The organism is Lebetimonas natsushimae (assembly GCF_002335445.1).
Classification (GTDB): domain Bacteria; phylum Campylobacterota; class Campylobacteria; order Campylobacterales; family Nautiliaceae; genus Lebetimonas; species Lebetimonas natsushimae.
This window is the reverse complement of sequence record NZ_BDME01000001.1, coordinates 730,472-748,969: the sequence shown is the minus strand read 5'-3', so window position 1 is coordinate 748,969 and position 18,498 is coordinate 730,472. Positions and strand designations below refer to the sequence as shown.

At 30.0% G+C, this 18,498-nt stretch carries 16 protein-coding genes, 1 tRNA gene and 1 pseudogene; 3 read left to right on the top strand and 15 right to left on the bottom strand.

Going from position 1 to position 18,498, the window contains the following annotated elements; translation table 11 throughout:
* Positions 1 to 80 precede the first annotated feature (80 nt).
* The 6 genes from LNAT_RS04150 to LNAT_RS04125 are packed head-to-tail and all read right to left on the bottom strand — an operon-like array spanning position 81 to position 6,328.
* Positions 81 to 968: an NAD(P)H-dependent glycerol-3-phosphate dehydrogenase gene (locus tag LNAT_RS04150; protein WP_096258650.1), complete on the bottom strand. Its 888-nt coding sequence runs from the start codon at positions 966 to 968 to the stop codon at positions 81 to 83.
* Positions 965 to 1,657 (bottom strand): potassium channel family protein, encoded by a 693-nt coding sequence (locus LNAT_RS04145; protein WP_096258649.1) that lies wholly within the window; start codon positions 1,655 to 1,657, stop codon positions 965 to 967. Before LNAT_RS04145 ends, LNAT_RS04150 begins: the two co-directional genes overlap by 4 nt.
* Positions 1,654 to 3,249, bottom strand: coding sequence for an NAD-binding protein (locus LNAT_RS04140; protein WP_096258648.1), 1,596 nt, complete (start codon positions 3,247 to 3,249; stop codon positions 1,654 to 1,656). Before LNAT_RS04140 ends, LNAT_RS04145 begins: the two co-directional genes overlap by 4 nt.
* Positions 3,246 to 4,667 carry an Asp-tRNA(Asn)/Glu-tRNA(Gln) amidotransferase subunit GatB gene (gene gatB / locus LNAT_RS04135; RefSeq protein ID WP_096258647.1) on the bottom strand — a complete coding sequence of 474 codons (1,422 nt, stop codon included), beginning with the start codon at positions 4,665 to 4,667 and terminating at the stop codon, positions 3,246 to 3,248. The genes LNAT_RS04140 and gatB overlap by 4 nt, the downstream gene beginning before the upstream one ends.
* A gap of 9 nt (positions 4,668 to 4,676) precedes the next feature.
* Positions 4,677 to 5,885, bottom strand: a complete 1,209-nt coding sequence (gene ilvA / locus LNAT_RS04130; RefSeq protein ID WP_096258646.1) for a threonine ammonia-lyase — start codon at positions 5,883 to 5,885, stop codon at positions 4,677 to 4,679.
* Positions 5,882 to 6,328: a CoA-binding protein gene (locus LNAT_RS04125; protein ID WP_096258645.1), complete on the bottom strand. Its 447-nt coding sequence runs from the start codon at positions 6,326 to 6,328 to the stop codon at positions 5,882 to 5,884. Before LNAT_RS04125 ends, ilvA begins: the two co-directional genes overlap by 4 nt.
* A gap of 105 nt (positions 6,329 to 6,433) precedes the next feature.
* Between LNAT_RS04125 and LNAT_RS04120 the strand changes: the two genes are divergently transcribed.
* The 3 genes from LNAT_RS04120 (at position 6,434) to modA (ending at position 7,951) form a co-directional block, all read left to right on the top strand.
* Positions 6,434 to 6,709, top strand: coding sequence for an HU family DNA-binding protein (locus LNAT_RS04120; RefSeq protein ID WP_096258644.1), 276 nt, complete (start codon positions 6,434 to 6,436; stop codon positions 6,707 to 6,709).
* Between the two features lie 44 nt (positions 6,710 to 6,753).
* Positions 6,754 to 6,839: transfer RNA gene (locus tag LNAT_RS04115), tRNA-Leu, on the top strand.
* 356 nt (positions 6,840 to 7,195) lie between these two features.
* Positions 7,196 to 7,951 (top strand): molybdate ABC transporter substrate-binding protein, encoded by a 756-nt coding sequence (modA, locus tag LNAT_RS04110; RefSeq protein ID WP_096258643.1) that lies wholly within the window; start codon positions 7,196 to 7,198, stop codon positions 7,949 to 7,951.
* On the opposite strand, the gene LNAT_RS04105 is transcribed toward modA, so the two are convergent.
* The 9 genes and pseudogenes from LNAT_RS04105 to hisC all read right to left on the bottom strand — a co-directional run bounded on the left by LNAT_RS04105 (position 7,944) and on the right by hisC (position 18,463).
* On the bottom strand, positions 7,944 to 9,656 hold the full coding sequence (locus LNAT_RS04105) for an HD domain-containing phosphohydrolase (RefSeq protein WP_096258642.1): 1,713 nt from the start codon (positions 9,654 to 9,656) through the stop codon (positions 7,944 to 7,946). The genes modA and LNAT_RS04105 overlap by 8 nt on opposite strands.
* A 49-nt stretch (positions 9,657 to 9,705) precedes the next feature.
* Entirely contained in the window at positions 9,706 to 11,325 is a 1,620-nt protein-coding gene (locus tag LNAT_RS04100) for an ABC1 kinase family protein (RefSeq protein ID WP_096258641.1), read from the bottom strand.
* Positions 11,312 to 11,596: a phasin family protein gene (locus LNAT_RS04095; protein ID WP_096258640.1), complete on the bottom strand. Its 285-nt coding sequence runs from the start codon at positions 11,594 to 11,596 to the stop codon at positions 11,312 to 11,314. The genes LNAT_RS04100 and LNAT_RS04095 overlap by 14 nt, the downstream gene beginning before the upstream one ends.
* Positions 11,593 to 12,074: pseudogene (msrA, locus tag LNAT_RS09005) on the bottom strand (peptide-methionine (S)-S-oxide reductase MsrA). Before msrA ends, LNAT_RS04095 begins: the two are co-directional and overlap by 4 nt.
* A gap of 31 nt (positions 12,075 to 12,105) precedes the next feature.
* Complete coding sequence (gene dxs / locus LNAT_RS04085; protein ID WP_096258783.1) at positions 12,106 to 13,920, bottom strand: 1-deoxy-D-xylulose-5-phosphate synthase; 1,815 nt, start codon at positions 13,918 to 13,920, stop codon at positions 12,106 to 12,108.
* Positions 13,916 to 14,695 (bottom strand): flagellar assembly protein FliH, encoded by a 780-nt coding sequence (fliH, locus tag LNAT_RS04080; RefSeq protein WP_096258639.1) that lies wholly within the window; start codon positions 14,693 to 14,695, stop codon positions 13,916 to 13,918. Before fliH ends, dxs begins: the two co-directional genes overlap by 5 nt.
* On the bottom strand, positions 14,688 to 15,713 hold the full coding sequence (gene fliG, locus LNAT_RS04075) for a flagellar motor switch protein FliG (RefSeq protein WP_096258638.1): 1,026 nt from the start codon (positions 15,711 to 15,713) through the stop codon (positions 14,688 to 14,690). Before fliG ends, fliH begins: the two co-directional genes overlap by 8 nt.
* Entirely contained in the window at positions 15,714 to 17,393 is a 1,680-nt protein-coding gene (gene fliF / locus LNAT_RS04070; RefSeq protein ID WP_096258637.1) for a flagellar basal-body MS-ring/collar protein FliF, read from the bottom strand.
* Positions 17,390 to 18,463 (bottom strand): histidinol-phosphate transaminase, encoded by a 1,074-nt coding sequence (hisC, locus tag LNAT_RS04065; protein ID WP_096258636.1) that lies wholly within the window; start codon positions 18,461 to 18,463, stop codon positions 17,390 to 17,392. Before hisC ends, fliF begins: the two co-directional genes overlap by 4 nt.
* Positions 18,464 to 18,498: the final 35 nt, after the last annotated feature.

Here is an 18,498-nt window from a genome sequence, read left to right as displayed (position 1 = left end):
TAGTGGATTTATAGCATTAGCACTTTGTGTAATAGCTACAGGAGCTATTCTTTATATAGCAATTGATGCAACAAAAAAAGCTAAATAAGCAAATCTCTTAAAGATTCTACCGGTTTTTTACCGGTATATAAAATTTTATATACTTCTGTGGCAATTGGAGTATAAATATTATTCTTTTGTGACAATTTATAAATTGCTTCTGTGGTATATACACCTTCTGCAACCTCACCTAGTTCATTTAATATATCATCTAAAACTTTGCCTTTGGCTAAATTTATTCCAACCCTGTAATTCCTGCTCATTGTGGAATTTGCTGTTAAAAACAAATCCCCCGCTCCAGCCACATCCAAAAAAGTATCTTTTTTTGCTCCGAAAAATTCTCCGAATCTGTCTATTTCAACAAGTCCCCTGCTAATTAATGCGGCTTTTGCATTGGCTCCTAAATTAAGACCTTCACATATTCCGGCTGCAATTGCTATTACATTCTTATACGCCCCGGCCACTTCAATACCCTCAACATCATCATCTATATAAATTTTTATAAATTTTGGGAAAAAAGTTTTAAATTTTTTTGCCAACTCCATATTTTTGGAAGCAATTACAAGAGCTGTCGGTTTATTTTCTTTTACCTCTTTTGCAAATGAAGGGCCTGAAAGAAAAGCAAGATCATTAATGCTTACATATTCCTCGAATATTTCATTTAAAAATTTTAATTCATCTTTATCAATACCCTTACTTGCAACTAGAACTTTTTTATCTTTTAAATTATACTTTTTTAAAAAATTTTTTATAGCCTGAGCTGCTATTGCAATAACAATATATTCACTTTCCAAAGCCTTTTCAATATCAACAAACCCTTCAATGTTTCTTCTTCTTCGAGAAGTAATAACAATCTCACCTTCTACTTTTTGCTTTATGGCATGATATAAAGCGCTTCCCCAACTGCCAGCTCCAATAATAGATATCATTGCATTCCTTTAAATATTTCTAAATCGTTTTTAAATCTTTCAATTTCGTCTATATCTCCGACTACCACTAATACATCTTTATGATTTAAAATATGATTTATACCTTTTGTAACAAAAATAACTTCATCACTTATTTGTTTATCAACAATTCCTATAATTAACAAATTATAAATACCCTGTATTTCCTTATAAACATCTTTAATAGCTTTACCTTCTAAAAAAGAATTTTCAGGTATTACAATTTCAGAAAAAGAAAGTTTATTGTCGGAAAAAATAATTTCTTCGATAACTTTAAGAGTTAAAGGTTTCTTAAGTATTGTCATAATTCTGTTCGCAATGATTTCATAAGGATTCAATATTTTATCCGCTCCTGCTAATTTATATTTGTATTCATTTTCTTTACTTGAAACTTTTGCTACAATATTTAGTTTAGGAAAAATTTCTCTTAAAGACAAAACCAAAAACAGATTTTTTTCCTCATCTTTCAAAGCACAGATTGCATAACTTATCTCTTCAATTTTATTTAACTCCTCATCTGTAATTTCTTTTAGCAAAAGAACATCAAAAAATTTTTCTTTAGCTTTTTTTTCCTCATTTTCATCAAAAACAATTATTATTACATTTTGTTTTTTTAAAGTTGAAGCAATTTTTTCCCCAAATTTGTTAAATCCAAAAATAGCTATTTTCATATACTACTCTTTTCAATTTGATATTTAAAATAGTTTATACTTACACTGTATCCCATAATAACAATAATATCCCCAGCTTCCAGTTTCAGATCAAATGGAGGATTGAAATAAAAATGCCCTTTAGATAAAGAAAAGGTTTTTTGAAGCATTTCAGATTCTTTTGATTTTAATACCCCAAAAAGTAATATTTTATATTTGTCAAAATCGATTTCACCAATTAATTTACCGTCTAAAATAGAATTTTCAATTACTTTTATCTCATCAATAATTGCATTTTTCTTTTCACTTAAAATAGCATCAATTACTGCAAATGTAATTGGACTTCCAATATAAACACCTGCAAGAAGAGCCGTCGCCTTGGTGGGGACAATAACATAATTGGCTCCTACTTTTTCCAATTTTGAAATATTTTTTTCCTCATGAGCCAATGCAATAATTTCAGCATTTTTTGAAAAACTTCTTAAAGTAAGGGTTATAAAGGTATTCGTAATGTCAGAATTAGTTAATACAAAAATTTTTGTTATTTTATTAAAATTGATTTTTTTCAAAAAAACTTTTTGTGTAATATCCCCCTTAACAGCTTCGTATCCTCTTATCGTTGCATCATTTACCCTGTTTTCATCTGTATCCACAATTAAAAAATCTCTTTTTTCTTTTTTTAATTTTTCGGCCAATATTTCAGCCTCGTCCGAAAATCCGCAAATTAAATAAAATTCATTATAATGGTCAACTTCCCTAAATACTTTTTCTGTTTTAACCTCATATAATTTTTCTGTAAATGCACTTGCTATAATTGACGTTGTAAATGAGATAATTCCCACACCAACAATAATTAAAAACATTGTTAATGTTCTTCCTTCCTGGGTAACAGGAGAAATATCCCCATAACCGACGGTGGAAATTGTAATTAAAGCCCAATAATAAGCATCAAAAAGGTTTTTTATATTTGGGTTGATATGAGCTTCAAAAACATATATAATCGAACCTCCTATAAACACAATAAAAACAACGGCAATTAATACTATGAATAATTCAAATTTTTTCTCTTTTAAAACACTTAGAAAAATATTTAGATTATTGGTATATCTTAAAATTTTAAAAAGTCTGAAAATTATAAAAATTCTAAAAATTCTTAAACTTCTAAATGCAGGTAAAATAGCTAAAAAATCAATTATTGCAAAAGGGGTGGTCATATATTCAAGTTTTGTTTTTACTATTTTAAAAATCACCCCTTTTAAATCAAATCCTCTTTCCAAAAAACTCGATATTTCATATTCCTCTAAAATAATTTTATGTATATCGTTATATACCCACACCCTTAGAATATATTCAATTACAAAAATTGTAGTAACTACATAAAAATCAAATTTTTCCAAAAAAGGATTTATATTATGCTTAACATCATATAGTAATATTGCAACACTGATACTTACTAAAATAAGCATAAATATGTCAAATATTTTATTAGGCATATAAGTAGGGTCGTTAAGAAGTCTGTCTGTTTTTCTTTTAAATTTTATATATTTTTCGTTTCCATCCAAATAAAAAGCAAAAGCCACAAGGGCTTTTACAAGTTTTGATTCTCTTTTCAAGAAAGCTTACTTTTAAGGAGTTTATTTACAACCTGTGGATTTGCTTTTCCACGGCTTGCTTTCATAACCTGTCCCACAAAAAATCCAAAAAGTTTTTCTTTTCCGGCTTTATATTCAGCTACTTTATCTTCATTCGCAGCTAAAACCTCATCCACGATTTTTTCAATCGCCCCCTCATCGCTTATTTGTTTTAGTCCTAATTTCTCAATAGCCGCATCAACTTCAATGTCTTCTTCCATTAAAAGGTCTAATACTTTTTTACCTCCGGCTCCGCTAATTACAGCCTCTTTTTCCCTTATTGCAATAAGTGCAAGTTTTTCAGCTGATACAGGAGAATTTTCAATTGAAATATTTTGTTTGTTTAGTCTTCCTAAAAGTTCAATTGCAAGCCATCTGTTTGCCGCATTTGGTTCAACGCCAAGAGAAACCATTTTTTCAAAAAATTCAGCCAATGCAGGCTCGCTTGTTAAAACTCCAGCATCATATTCTTTGAGTTTATATTCTTTTATGTATCTTTCTTTTTTTTCATCAGGAAGTTCAGGAATTTCAATATCAAAAAATTCTTCAGGAACATCAAGCGGAAGTAAATCCGGATCCGGAAAATATCTGTAATCAGCACTCTCTTCTTTTCCCCTCATACTTCTGGTTTCACCAGTTTTACTGTCAAAAAGTCTTGTTTCCTGCACCACTTCTTTATCATATTCATCATATTCGTATGCTTCAATATGCCTCTGAATCTCATATTCGATTGCCTGCTTAATAAATCTGAATGAATTTATGTTTTTAATTTCAACCCTTGTACCGAATTCTTTTTGTCCCATAGGTCTTACTGAAACATTTGCATCACACCTGAAACTTCCCTCCTGCATATTTGCATCACTGATTCCGAGATATTTTACAATTGCATGAAGTTTTTTAAGATATGCAATCGCTTCATCGCTGCTTCTCATATCAGGTTCACTTACAATCTCAAGCAAAGGGGTTCCGGCTCTATTGAGATCAACTTTTGAATATTCTCCCTCATGCATATTTTTTCCTGCATCTTCTTCCAAATGGGCTCTCGTAATTCCTATTCTTTTTGTTTTTCCGTCAACTTCTATGAATAATTCACCGTGTTCAACAATTGGGATTTCGAACTGGCTTATTTGATAACCTTTTGGCAAATCCGGATAAAAGTAATTTTTTCTCGCAAAAATACTTCTTTTATTTATTGTAGCATTTACAGCTTTACCAAACATGACCGCTTTTCTTACTGCTTCTTTGTTAAGAACAGGTAAAGCCCCTGGTAATCCTAAACACACAGGACATGTATTAGTATTTGGAGTGTCTCCAAAACTTGTAGCACAGCTACAGAATATTTTTGTTTTTGTATTAAGTTGTACGTGTACTTCAAGCCCTATTACTACTTCATATTTCATTTATTCTCCTTATTCTACTACAAATTTATATTTATTTTTATGAAGTGCTCTTTTTATTGCCTCTTGATGTTCAAGCCCTCTTGTTTCAAGTGCGATTGTCACATTTGCATCACCTATTGCCAAATTCAAATCAGTCCTGTCATAACCGATTTGAACTATGTTCGCTTTTTGTTCCGTTAATATTTCTGTAAGTCTCATAAGTGAACCCGGTTTATCAACAAGAGTTACAATTAATTTCATTTTTCTGTGAGATTTTAATAGACCTTTTTCAATAATTAAATTAATCATTGTAACATCAATATTTCCACCGCTTAAAACAACACCCACTTTTTTAGGGGCAGAAAATTTTATTTTGTGATGCAAAAGAGCTGCAACACCTACTGCCCCCGCCCCTTCAACAACAACTTTTTGTCTTTCCATTAAAAATAATATAGCATTTGCTATCTCTTCATCATCAACCTCAACTATATCATCAACTGTTTCTTTTATGATTTCATAAGTTATAGGCGAAGTGTCTCTTACAGCTATACCGTCTGCGATTGTTTTTACAAATGCGCTGTCTTGTACAGAACCGCTGAGAAAACTAAGTCTCATAGCAGGAGCTCCGGCAGCCGTAACTCCAATAACCTTTATTTTGGGATTAATCTGTTTTGCGGCTGAGGCAATACCACTGATTAATCCGCCTCCCCCAATCGGCACAATTATATAATCCAAATCAGGAACTCTCTCAAGCATCTCAAGTGCAATAGTCCCCTGCCCGGCCATTACATCAAAATCAGCAAAAGGATGAATAAATTCATACCCTTTTTCTTTGGCCAATTTTACAGCATATTCATACGCTTCATCATAATTGTTTCCTGCAAGTACAACTTCTCCGCCATATTCTTTAACACCACTTACTTTTGTTAAAGGGGTAGCTTCTGGCATAACTATGATTGATGGAATATTAAAATAATTTGCGCTGAATGCAACACCTTGGGCATGATTACCGGCACTTGCCGCAATAACTCCTTTTTTTCTTTTTTCTTCCGGAAGGGAAGCAATTTTATTAAAAGCACCTCTTAACTTAAAAGCACCTGTAATTTGTAAATTTTCTTTTTTTAAATATATTTCATTCCCCACTTTTTGAGAAAGAGTGGGGGCATAAGCAAACGGTGTTTTGTAAATTACCTTATTTACCCTTGTTTTAGCTTCTTTTATTTTTTCTAAATTTATCATAACAAACCTTCTTTCTCACATCTGATATGTTCTACCATTATGCATTTATCTTCTACATAAAAAATTCCTGCATTTTCTGCTATCTCTTTTGATTTATTGTTCTTTATGCTTTCCTGTAAAAACACACATTTAATTCCAGGTAATTTTACAGCTTTTTCTACAATAGGTGGAGTATCCTCACTTTTTCTGAAAATATCAACAATATCCACTTCAAAATCTATTTCGTCTAAACTTCTATATACTTTTTCTCCCAAAATTTCATCTTCCCTCGGATAAACAGGAATAATTTTATATCCTTTATCCTGCATATACTTTGCTACCTGATTTGAAGCCCTGTGAGGTTTTGGAGAAAGACCCACAACGACTATTGTTTTAGTATTTTTAAGTAATTTACATATATTTTTATCGGCTTTTTTTGCTGAAGGTAACTCGCAAGATGACATTTTTTACCTTTTTTGACAAAATTATATCAAAAATTACCATAAATACTTGATTTTTAGTAAAAAAAAAGAGTAAAATTTTTTGTACATTAAATTAAGGAGGAAAAAATGAAAAAATCAGAACTTATCGCAGCGGTAGCAGAGAAAACAGGTCTTAGCAAAAAAGATTCTCAAGCAGCAATTGATGCAACAATTGAAGCTATTGAAGAAGCATTGAAAGCAGGTAAAAAAGTTAGTTTTATAGGATTTGGTAGTTTTGAAGTTGTAACAAGAGCACCGAGAGTTGCAAGAGTTCCGGGAACAGGTAAAGAAGTACAAATCCCTGAAACTAAATCAGTAAAATTCAAAGTAGGTAAAAAATTAAAAGAATTACTTAACAAATAATTCTTTTTTTTCTTTTTTTTTGCTATAATTTCATTCCACAACAAGCCGGCGTGGCGGAACTGGTAGACGCGTCGGACTCAAAATCCGATGAGCTCTGCTCATGTGGGTTCGAGTCCCACCGCCGGTACCAATTAGAAATCTTCAAAACTGCTTAAATTTGAATTTTTTATAAATAATGTCTTTTGTTATTCCACAAAAATAGCTTATTTTTATATGCTATAATATTCATAATGTATAATAATATAATGAGAAATTTGAAAGTCTTGTTGTAAAGAAAATATTTTGCTTTAAAAATATCTGATAATCTGATTTTTTCAAACAAAAAAAACAGAGTTATTGTATATGTAATTCAAAAGGATTTATAATATTATTTATAAATAACACATTAACTCAACAACATAATATTTTGAATAACGTCAATACGATTTTAATGCTTGATAAATATTATAATTATTTTACTTAAATAAAACCTTTCAAAGGAAAAAAATGAAAAAATTAATTATTTCTTTTAGCTTATTGATTACATTATTTTCAATGGATTTAAATAAATATGGTATTGTTCTTTCTTCAACAAATATGGAATTTGTAATGAAAAAAATTTTTAAAAAATTTTATCAAAAATATCCAAACGATCATATTTTAGTTCAATATGAATCAACTGGCAAAGCAGTTAAAGACATCTTAAATGGATACCCTTATGATATGTTTCTTTCAGCAGATAAAAAAGGAGCATTAAAAGTATATAATGCACACAAAGCTGTTACAAAACCTAAACTTTATACAAAAGGTTCGCTAATCATATTTTTTAAAAATTTAAATGATAAAAATTATAATTTCTTAAAAAATAAAAAAATTAAAAAAATTTTAATTGGAAACAAACAGCAAACAGTTTATGGTAATAGAACTATTGAAGTTTTAAAAAATTTACATTTATATGAAAAAATAAAAAACAAAATAGAATACAAAAAAAACATTGCAGAAGTCGTTGATGATGTAATCTGGTCAAAAAACAAAGTAGCATTTATTCCAAAATCTGCAATTAATTTGTTACCATCTAAATATAATAAAAAAGGAATAAATTGGATAGAAATTAATCCAAAATTATATTCTCCAATTAATCAGTATTTCGTTATTTCAAAAAAAGGTTTAAAAAAGAAGTCAGTCAGAGATTTTGCACATTTTCTACTTTCAAAAGAGGGTCAAAAAATTTTAACATCTAACGGTTATTTACCAATTAAATAAGTTCTTCAATCAATTTTTCTCTTAAATTTTCATCTAATTCTTTTTGTTCATATGAAATAGTTATTATAGTATCATTTACAATATTTTTTAATTTTTTTTCATCTATTGAAATTTTATTTTTACATAACACAACAAAATCGTCACCCTCTTTTCTAAAAACAACGCCTGATGAAAAAACTTTACGTAATTCTCTAGCAATTCTTGCTAGTTCTTTATCCCCATTTTTCCATCCATATTTTTTATTGTACTCTCCGAAATTGTGCAAATATATAAAAACTATATATTTATAATTAAAAAATTCATCATTATTTTTAGATAATACAAATTCCAAATATTTTTGATTATAACAGCCCGTAAGTGAATCTTTAAAAAAATATACAAATCTTTCTAATTCAAGTTTTGTTTTAGGAACCTGAGAAACATTTTTAATTTTTACATTTTTCAATGCTTTCTGTGCTGCTTCCGCAACTTTAGGATGAAATTGCTCTCCGGCTAATTCCTTAATTTCTTTCAGAGCTGTATTAATATCTTTTCTTCCCTTATAAATCCTGTTAGTTGTCATTGCATCAAATGCATCCGCAACTGCTAAAATTGCTGATAAAATAGGAATTTCATCTCCTTTTAAGCCCTCTGTATAACCTTTACCGTCATATCTTTCATGATGATATTTAATAATTTCAGCTATATCTTTATATATTTCTATTTTTTTCAAAAATTCATAACCTATTGTAACATGTTCTTTAATCAATTCAAATTCAATTTTATCTAATTTTCCAGGTTTTAAAAGAATAGAATCCGGTGTTACAATTTTTCCAATATCATGCAGCATACCTGCCCTGTATAAAAGATCTAAGGTATTTTTATCATATCCCATTTCTTTAGCAATCATTACAGAATATTCAGCAACTCTTTTAGAATGACCTGCGGTATATGTATCGCGCTGTTCCACTAAATCAACAAGTCCATAAATAACTTCTTCATATATTTCCATTTTATCTAAAATAGATTTTCTAAGTTTTTTATACCATATAAAAATAAATATGTTCCCCACTAACCATAATAAAATTAATTCTAAAATATAACTTTTATCTAATAAAACATATTTTCTAAATATAGGTTTTGCATCAATTGTAACAGAAATTGCTCCTCTTATATCCCCAACTCTATATCCCTGAAAAGCATGACACTTTAAACAACTTTTTTCTACTTTAAATGGAACCATATATCTTAAATAATCGTGATTTTTAAATTCATAATAGGGCTTTTCATTTTTAATAACAATCTTTAAAGCCTTTTTTTCCCATTCATCCGGTTTGTTATTAGGATTTAATAAAATATTGCTAGTAATTTTGTCTTTATATTTTGAAGATGATGTTGATAATAATTGTCTTAATGCGTAAGCAGGATTCATAAGTGTTAAATGTTGACCATCAAACGTTTCCACATCCCTGTTTTTTAAATGGGCTAAATAAGGATTTGGAGGAGTGTTTTTATCGATAGGCACATAAACTCCACCATGTGAAGCAACCCAGTGCCTAAAATTTATATCATCCTGTGTTTTTACTTTAGCTTGTGACAATGCTTCATTTCTAGCGTAAATATAACTCTTGTATATATCAAAAAAAATAAAAAATGTAATAACAAAAGTCCAAAATATAATAAGATATATTACTAATTTTTTTATAGTTTTTATTTCTTTAAACAATTTTTCCCTTTTAATAATTATACTAAAAATTAGTTCAAAATTTATATATTTATTTTTGTCTTATAATGGCTAATATTAACAATACCCCCAAAACAAAAGCAAAAATAAACCCTCCAAGTCCCAGGACAGATATGTGCCCGATTAAAGGAGGCACATAAAAAGAAAGCAACATTGAAGAACCTATTAAAATTGAGGCGATTATAATGGCTAAAGACAGTTCATTGAAAGAATTTTTAGTAGTTTTTTCCATTTCCTCCAATCCCACATGTTCAAATTCAATTTTTAACTCACCATTTTTGAGTTTATCTATTATTTCATTGATATTAGAAGGTGTTTTATTAAAAAATTCAATGATTGATAAATTTAATTCATGGGATTTTTTAATAAAACTTAAAATGGAAAATTCTTTTTTGTATACTTTAAGAATAAAAGGTTTAATCTCCTCCACTGCATTAAAATCTGGATAAAGTTTTTTTCCGACCCCTTCCATTGTAACTATAGACTTAACAAACAGATAATTATCTTCTTTTAAATAAACATTGTTTCTACTCATACTGACAAGCAGATCTTCTATTAATTTTTTTATTTCTATATTTTTCAAAGATGAATAAAAATATGTAGAGATTATATCCGCAACCTCTTTTTTAAAAGAAGAAACATCTGTATTTTTAGAAACTTTAGATAGTTTAAGAATATATTCGGCAGCCTTTTCCTCCTCATTTTTTATAACATAAAAAACAAGTTCAATAATATATCTTCTGTCTTCCTCACTAAGCCGCCCCATTATTCCAAAATCTAAAAAAACTATCTTTCCATCATAAACCATTAAATTACCCGGATGCGGATCCGCATGAAAAAATCTATGGATGAAAATCTGCTCACATATTAAATCAAAACCTTTTTTTGCGATTTCTTTTGGGTCATATCCGTTTTTTTTCAATTTATCAATATCAGAAATTTTTATACCGTCAATATATTCCAAAACCAGCAGTTTTTTAGAAACAAAATAAAGTTTTGGTATTTTAATACTAGGATTGTTCTTAAAATTTGCGGAAAATCTTTTCAAATTAAGGGCTTCTATATTAAAATCAAGTTCTTTTTTAATTGATTTTGCAAATTCTTCTACAATTTTTATACTGTCTATTCCGTAAACTAGTAATTTTTCCCTTACTATTTTCGCAAGTCTTAGAAGTATGTTTATATCAGCATAAATTTTTTCCTCTATTTCAGGCTTTAATACTTTAACAGCTACGATTTCTCCGGTTTTCAATTTGGCTTTATATACCTGCCCTATGGATGCACTGGCCAAAAGTGTAAAATCACCTTCAAAATATTCATCAAAATTTTTTTCCAATTCTTCTTCAATAACACTCTTTATTTCATCAAAAGGGACAGGAGTTACATTATCCTGAAGTTTTTCAAATTCTTTTGCCAGTTCAATAGGAATCAAATCAGGGCGGAGAGAAAGAATCTGGGCCAATTTTATAAACGTTGGACCAAGTTCTTCTATTACTTTTCTTATTCTTTCATTTCTTGATAATTTAGGTTTGTTTTTTTTAAAAGGAACCGGAATTCCCAAACTTTCAACTAAATCCCCGAATCCGTTTTTTGCCAATATAAATATAATATCTTTTGTGCGTTTAAGTTCATAAATACTATTTTTGAACATTTAATTTTTCAATTTTTTCTTCTATTCTTTTTATATCCTCTTTTGTAGCAACACCTAATTCATCAAGCTGTTTTTTAACTTCGTCTTTTATCATTTTTCTGATTTCTTCTAGCTTTTCTTCAGATTCTTTTTTCATCTCATTTATCAGTTCTTCTGCTTCTTTTTCTGTAAGTTCTCCTCTCTTTTTAGCCTCTTCAATTAATTCCTGCATTTTTTCTTTTGCCAAAAAAATACTACCAACACCTATTTTTACCAAATCTTCTAATTTCATTTCCCACTCCTTTTTTTATTATTATATAAAAATTTTTCCACTTTGGGTAAAATTACATACTGACAATAAGGATTATCTGGATTTTTTGCAAAAAAATTTTGATGATATTCTTCTGCCGGGTAAAATTTTTCAAATTTTTCAAGTTCTGTTACTACATTAATACCTTTATTTTTAAGCTCATATATTTTTCTTTTTGCAATCTCTTTTGATTTTTATCCATACAAAGAATAATTGAACGGTACTAGGTGCCTATATCGTTACCCCGTTTATTAAGCTGAGTTGAATAGTATATTTCAAAAAATACATCAAATAAATCTTCATAACTTATATTATTTTCATCATAATCAATCATTACAACCTCTGCATCTCCTATAACACCGCTGCAGACCTGTTCATAAGTTGGATTAGCTTCTCTTCCTTCTGAATATCTGCAAATTACATTTTTTATACCCTCAACTTTTCCAAAAACTGCATCCAAACATCAAAAACACCCGCCTCCAAATACAGCTTTAGCCATTTATATCTTTTATAATTTTTTCTGCAATACTTTCTTCGTCAACACCCAAATATTTTTCAACTTCTTTTACATCACCGTGAGGAATAAAAATATCTGGATATTCAAAGCTCTTAATTTCAACTTCCAAATTCTCTTTATTTGCAAAATCACTAAGCATTTCAGCTATTCCGCCTTCTTTAGCATTATCACTTATTACATACCATTTTTTCGCTTTAAGATTTCTTAATAAATTTTCATCAAAAGGTTTTACAAATCTTAAATCAACAATACCACTCTCAATCCCTTTTTCTTTTAATAAATTATATACTTTATAAGCTTTCCCAACGCCGTTTCCATATCCAATCAACATAATATTTTTACTTTCTATTAAAATTTCGCCTTTTCCAAGCTCAAAAGCATTAGCTTCAAAAGTTCCGCTGTCAAGCTCAAACGAACCCCTTGGATATCTGAATGCACAAGGCCCTTTGTCAAACTTATACGCAAATTCAACAGCCTTTTTTAATGTTTCAAAATCCCTTGGGGCAAAAAGGGTCATATTGGGAAGTATTCTTAAATATCCCACATCAAAAACACCCTGATGTGTTTCACCGTCAGCCCCTACTATCCCGGCCCTGTCAATTGCAAACCTCACAGGATAATTGTCAAGACATATATCGTGAATGATCTGATCATATCCTCTTTGTAAAAATGTGGAATAAATTGCCACAAAAGGGATAAATCCCTCTTTTGCCAGAGGCGCCATGGATGTTACCGCATGCTGTTCGGCAATCCCGACATCCCAAAACCTTTCAGGAAATGCATTCATCAAATCTTTCATTCCGGTTCCGCTTGGCATTGCTGCAGTAACCCCGACAACTTTTTCATCTTTTTTGGCTATTTCAAGCAAGCTCTCGGCAAATACTTTAGTCGCCGAAAGAGAACTTTTTTTAAGAGATTTGCCTGTCTTTACATCAAATGGTCCAACTCCATGCCAGTGCTCGTAATACCCTTCAGCCTGTTTATAACCTTTACCTTTTATAGTTTTTGCATGAACTACAACCGGTTTTTTAAGTTCTTTTGCTATTTTTAAAGTTTCTATAATTTCTTCAATATTATGCCCGTCAATCGGTCCAATATACTCCAGTCCCATTTCTTCAAAAAATATACCGTTTACACTGAAAAATTCTTCCATTTTTTTTGCTGTAAATTTTACATCTTCCGGCATAAAATCAAGCAGTTTTTTAAATTTATCCTTAAAATTCTGATAAGGTTTTTTTGCTTTTAACTTTGTTAAATATTTACTTACAGCACCAATCGGTCTTCCGATACTCATTTCATTGTCATTCAAAATAATTACAACGGGAAGTTTAAGGTCCCCTAGTTCATTCATTGCTTCATATACCATACCGGCACCCATAGCGCCATCACCTATTAAAACAACAGGTATTCTGTCTTCTTTTTTCAACTTAATCGCTTTTGCCGCACCAACCGCAACCGATATTGAAGTAGAAGAATGGCCCGCAGAAAAATAATCATATTTACTCTCTTTTGGTTTTGTATATCCGCTGATACCGCCAAACTGTCTTAGCGTTTCAAATTCTTCCCATCTGCCGGTTAAAAGTTTATGCGCATATGCCTGATGCGACACATCAAAAATAAAAGGATCTTTTTCTACATCAAACACATAATGCATCCCTATAATTAAATCGACGGCTCCAAGAGTTGAGCTTAAATGTCCTCCTTTTTTTGATACAACATCAAGGATTCTTTTTCTAATTTTATTTGCTAAATTATTCAACTCTTCAATATTCATTTTTTTAACATCAATTTTCACTATTTCTCTCCTCTAAAATTGCTTCTTTTATTGCTTTAAACCTACTTATAATTTCTGCATCAATATTTCCAACATCGCTTATTATAACAACCCCACCTTCTTTTACGGCAGGATCTTCTAAAATTTCCACATTTTTTAAATCTTTACTTTTGAGAAACTGTGCATCTTTAGGATTTACTTTTATTTTTATTTTTGTAGCCTCTTTGATTTCATCCATTAAAGATTTTGCAAGATTATATGCTATTTCTTTAGAATTTTCACTAACTTCTTTTTGAATTACCTCTTTTGCAATATCCAAAGCCACAGAAATTAATTCTTTTTCTATAGAAATTATTTTCTCTTCGAATGTTTCATTTATTTTATCAATTTTTTCTATTGAATCTTCCAACAATTTAATCTTTTCTCCCAACAATGATTCAATTTCTTTCTTACCCTCTTCCAAGCCTTTTTTATAACCTTCTTCATAAGCTTTCTGTTTTTCAGTTTCAATCTGCTTTTTACATTCATTCAGTTGATTATTAAAATTATTTTCGATATTAATAATATTATTGCTTAATTCTTCTATTTTATTTAAAAGTCTTTCAATTAATTCATCATTTTGATTTGAAACACTGCTTTGAGACACTTTATCCTGCGATTCGTTTACTGTTTCATTTTTTTGGGATTCTTGAAAAGAAACTTTTTGAAAATCGGTATCATCTAATTCTTTAAACTTATAAGATTTGACAACATGCGTATCGGAATTGTCTTTTGAAATAATTTTACTCAATTACCTCCTCCTCAGCGCCAACAGCTATTTTTCCTTCTTCAGCAAGTTTTTGGACAACCTCAACTACTTGTCTCTGAGCAGCTTCAACGTCTTTAACCTTTACAGGCCCTAAAAACTGCATTTCTTCTTCAAATGCCGCAGCCGCTCTTTGGGACATATTTGATAAAAATTTTTGCTTAAGTTCTTCAGGCGCACCTTTTAGGGCTATCATCAATGTCTGTTTATCCACTTCTTTCAATATTTCTCTTATGGCAGTATTATCAAGTTTAATAATGTCTTCAAATGTGAACATTTTTTCTTTTATTTTTTCAGCAAGGTCTGCATTTATCTGTTCAATATATTTTAGTGTTTCTTTTGCAGCCTTTTGGCCGAGTCTGTTGAATATTTCGGCTACAAACCTTACACCTCCGATTTCTACTTTATATCCTGTTAATGATTCTAATTTAGTTTCAAGTATTGCGCTGACTTTTTTAATAATCTGTGGTGAAATATCACCTAAATTACTCATCCTAATTAACACCTCAGCCCTCAATTCATCTGGAAAATAACTAAGCGTCTCAGCTGCACTGGTTGGATCCATATGGGCCAAAATAAGTGCAATTGTCTGAGGATGTTCGTTAATAATAAAATCTGCAAGTTGTTGGGGTTTAACTTTCTGTAAAAATCCAAAATTCTGTTCACTTTGAAGTGATTTGGCTAGCTTATCTAAAACTTTTTTAGCTTCTTCTGGACCTAATGCTTTATAAAGTATTTCTTTTGCATATTCCAATCCGCCGCTTGCAATATATTGGTTAGACTGGAAGATAACATAAAATTCTTCCAATACGGCAGCTGCTATAGCCTTATCTATAGTTTTTGCAGTTGCAATATATTTACTGATTTCTGTAATTGCGTCAACGTCCATATATGAAAAAATCTGAGCTGTTAAATCTTCACCTAACTGAATTAATAAAATTGCAATTTTTTCAGGCATTGATAATTCATCCAGTACAGCCTGCTGCTGAGGTGATAAAGCCATCTAAAGTCCTTTTTCAATTTCTTCTTTTAATAAATTTTCTAATACTTTTGCAACCTCCTGAGGTTTTTCCTCCACCATTTTAGTAATTCTCTCAAGCAGTACTTCATATTTTAATTCCTCTTCATTTACACTCGAACTAATTCCTAACTGGGTTTCAACTTTTTCTTTTAATTCTTTTATTTTATCATATGTGTCTTCTTCCTCTTCTTCTATTTCCAATACTTTTTTTGGCTTTTCAACTTTTTCTTCAGGTTTCACTTCAAGCATTTTTCTGGAAAAAGGAACAATTACTTTTTTATAAAAAATAAACAGTACTATAGCTAAAATTAAATATTTTATAATATTGCCAAACGCTCCTAAATATAATTCAATATTTCCCATAACTGTTTCCACTGTAGATTTATTGCTATTATTTACATTATTAAATTGAAAACTGCTTACACTTACACTGTCTCCTCTTTTAGAGTCAAATCCTATTACATTTTTTACTAAATTGGTAATATTTGCTATTTCAATTTTATCTAACGGCACAAAAACAATTTTACCATTTTTATCTTTTTTATAATGTCCGTCTACAACAACCGCCGCTGTAACCCTTTTGATTTTTGCAAGAGGAGCGATTGTATCTTTTATCGTTGTTGAAATTTCATAATTTGTAGTAGTTTCACTTTTTGAATATTTATTTTTTATCTGATTAGATTTTAACCCCTGAACCGGTCCAATATTACTTACTGCCCCTGGCACCCCGCCTACTTTTTTATCCCCATATCCTGTTTTTTCCTCTTCCAAAGTCTGTTCGCTTCTCACAACATTATCAGGAGAATAAATTGTGGCATGTGATTTCACTTTAGAAAAATCAATGTCTAAATTAACCTTTGCAACAACTTTATCGCTTCCGCCAACAACCGGAGCCAATATTGATACAATTTTATTCTCAAGCTCTTTTTCCAGTCTTTTTTTATAAATCATTTCTGTTTTTAAAAGTTCATTATTGGCGGTTAATTCATCATTTTCACCAAGCAAATTTCCATATTGGTCAATTATTTTTACATTTTCTGGTTTAAGTTTTGGTACAGCTGCAGCAACAAGATATTTTATTCCTTTGATCTGCTTCGGGGTCAAAATCATATTTGGTTTTAATTTAATCATTACTGAAGCTGTCGGAGGAATTTGCTTCGAAACAAAGACACTTTCTTTTGGCAAAGCAATATTTACTTTTGCCTCTTCCACAGCATCAATAGATTCAATTGTATTTGCCAGTTCACCTTCCAACGCCCTTAAATATTTAATTTTCTCTTCAAACGCTGTGGCTCCAAAACTGTTTTTATCAAATAGTTCAAATCCAATATTTCCTGATTTTGGAAGACCCTGGGCTGCGATATCGATTCTTAATTTTTGAACTTTATTTTTTGGAACCTCAATAACTCCGTCCTGGGGAATAATATAAGAAATTTGTTTTTTGTCTAAATACTGGGCTATAAGAGCTGCATCTTTAGGTTTTAAATTTTCAAACAAAACAGCATAATTATTATATTTTTTAGCAGACGCAGAATTATAAACTATTAAAAAAGAGATTAACAGTATTACAATTGCAATACTTACGCCTATAACGATTTTTTGTTTTTTGTTTAAATTATTACTAAAAGCAATTATCTGTTTAAACAATTCTTCAAAACTCAATTAATCAAACCTTTTAATATTGTAAATAATTTTTCATTTTCCTCTTTTTTACCTATTGTAATTCTTAATGCATCAAATCCGTAACTCGCCATATCTCTTACAATTATACCTTTTTTTAACAAATTTTGTGCAATTAAAGTGGAATTTTTTATATATAAAACAATAAAATTGGTATAACTTTCTATATATTTTAAATTATGTTCTTTTGCAAATTTTTCATATTTTTTCATTTCTTCAAAATTTTTTTCAATTCCTATTTTTACAAATTCTTCATCTTTTAATGCTTCAATTGCCGCTTTTAGTGAAAGAGTGGTAATATTAAAAGGAGGTCTCAACTTGTGAAGATTTTTTATAATAAACTCATTAGCAATCCCATAACCGACCCTCATTCCCCCGAGTCCGTACGCTTTAGAAAATGTCCCGGTATATAAAACGTTTTGGTACTTTAAAACGTCTTTTGGTTTAATCTCTTTATTTTTATCTTTAAAACTTGCGAACTCCTGATATGCCCCGTCTATTATAATTAAAGTTTCTTCATCTATTTTTTCAATAAATTCATATACATCTTTTGCATCTAAACATTCACCTAAAGGATTATTGGGTATGCATAAAAATATAATTTCAGGCTTTTCTTGTTTATAAATTTCATAAAATTCATCTAAATTATGCATACTTGATGGGGTTTTTAAAATCTTAGCACCAAACTGTTTCGAATAAATTTCATACATTGCAAATGTAATTCTCGCCATTAAAACTTTTTTTGGCATTACTGCATGAATTGCAAATTCCAAAACTTGGTCACTTCCAGCCCCAATTATTATATTTGAGTCTTTAATATCAAATTTTTTAGCAAGCCCCTCTTTTAATTCATAAAAACTGTCATCAGGATACCTGTGCATAAGATTTGCTGTTTGTTTGACAGCCTGAATTGCTTTTGGAGGAGGACCGTATGGATTTTCATTACTTGCAAGTTTTATTATATCTTTTGGTTCTATTCCATATTCTCTAACAACTAGCTCAATAGGTTTTCCAGCTTCGTATATTTTTAAATCTGCTAAATTTTCAAACATTATATTCTCCTTAATTTTCCATTATCCATTATACA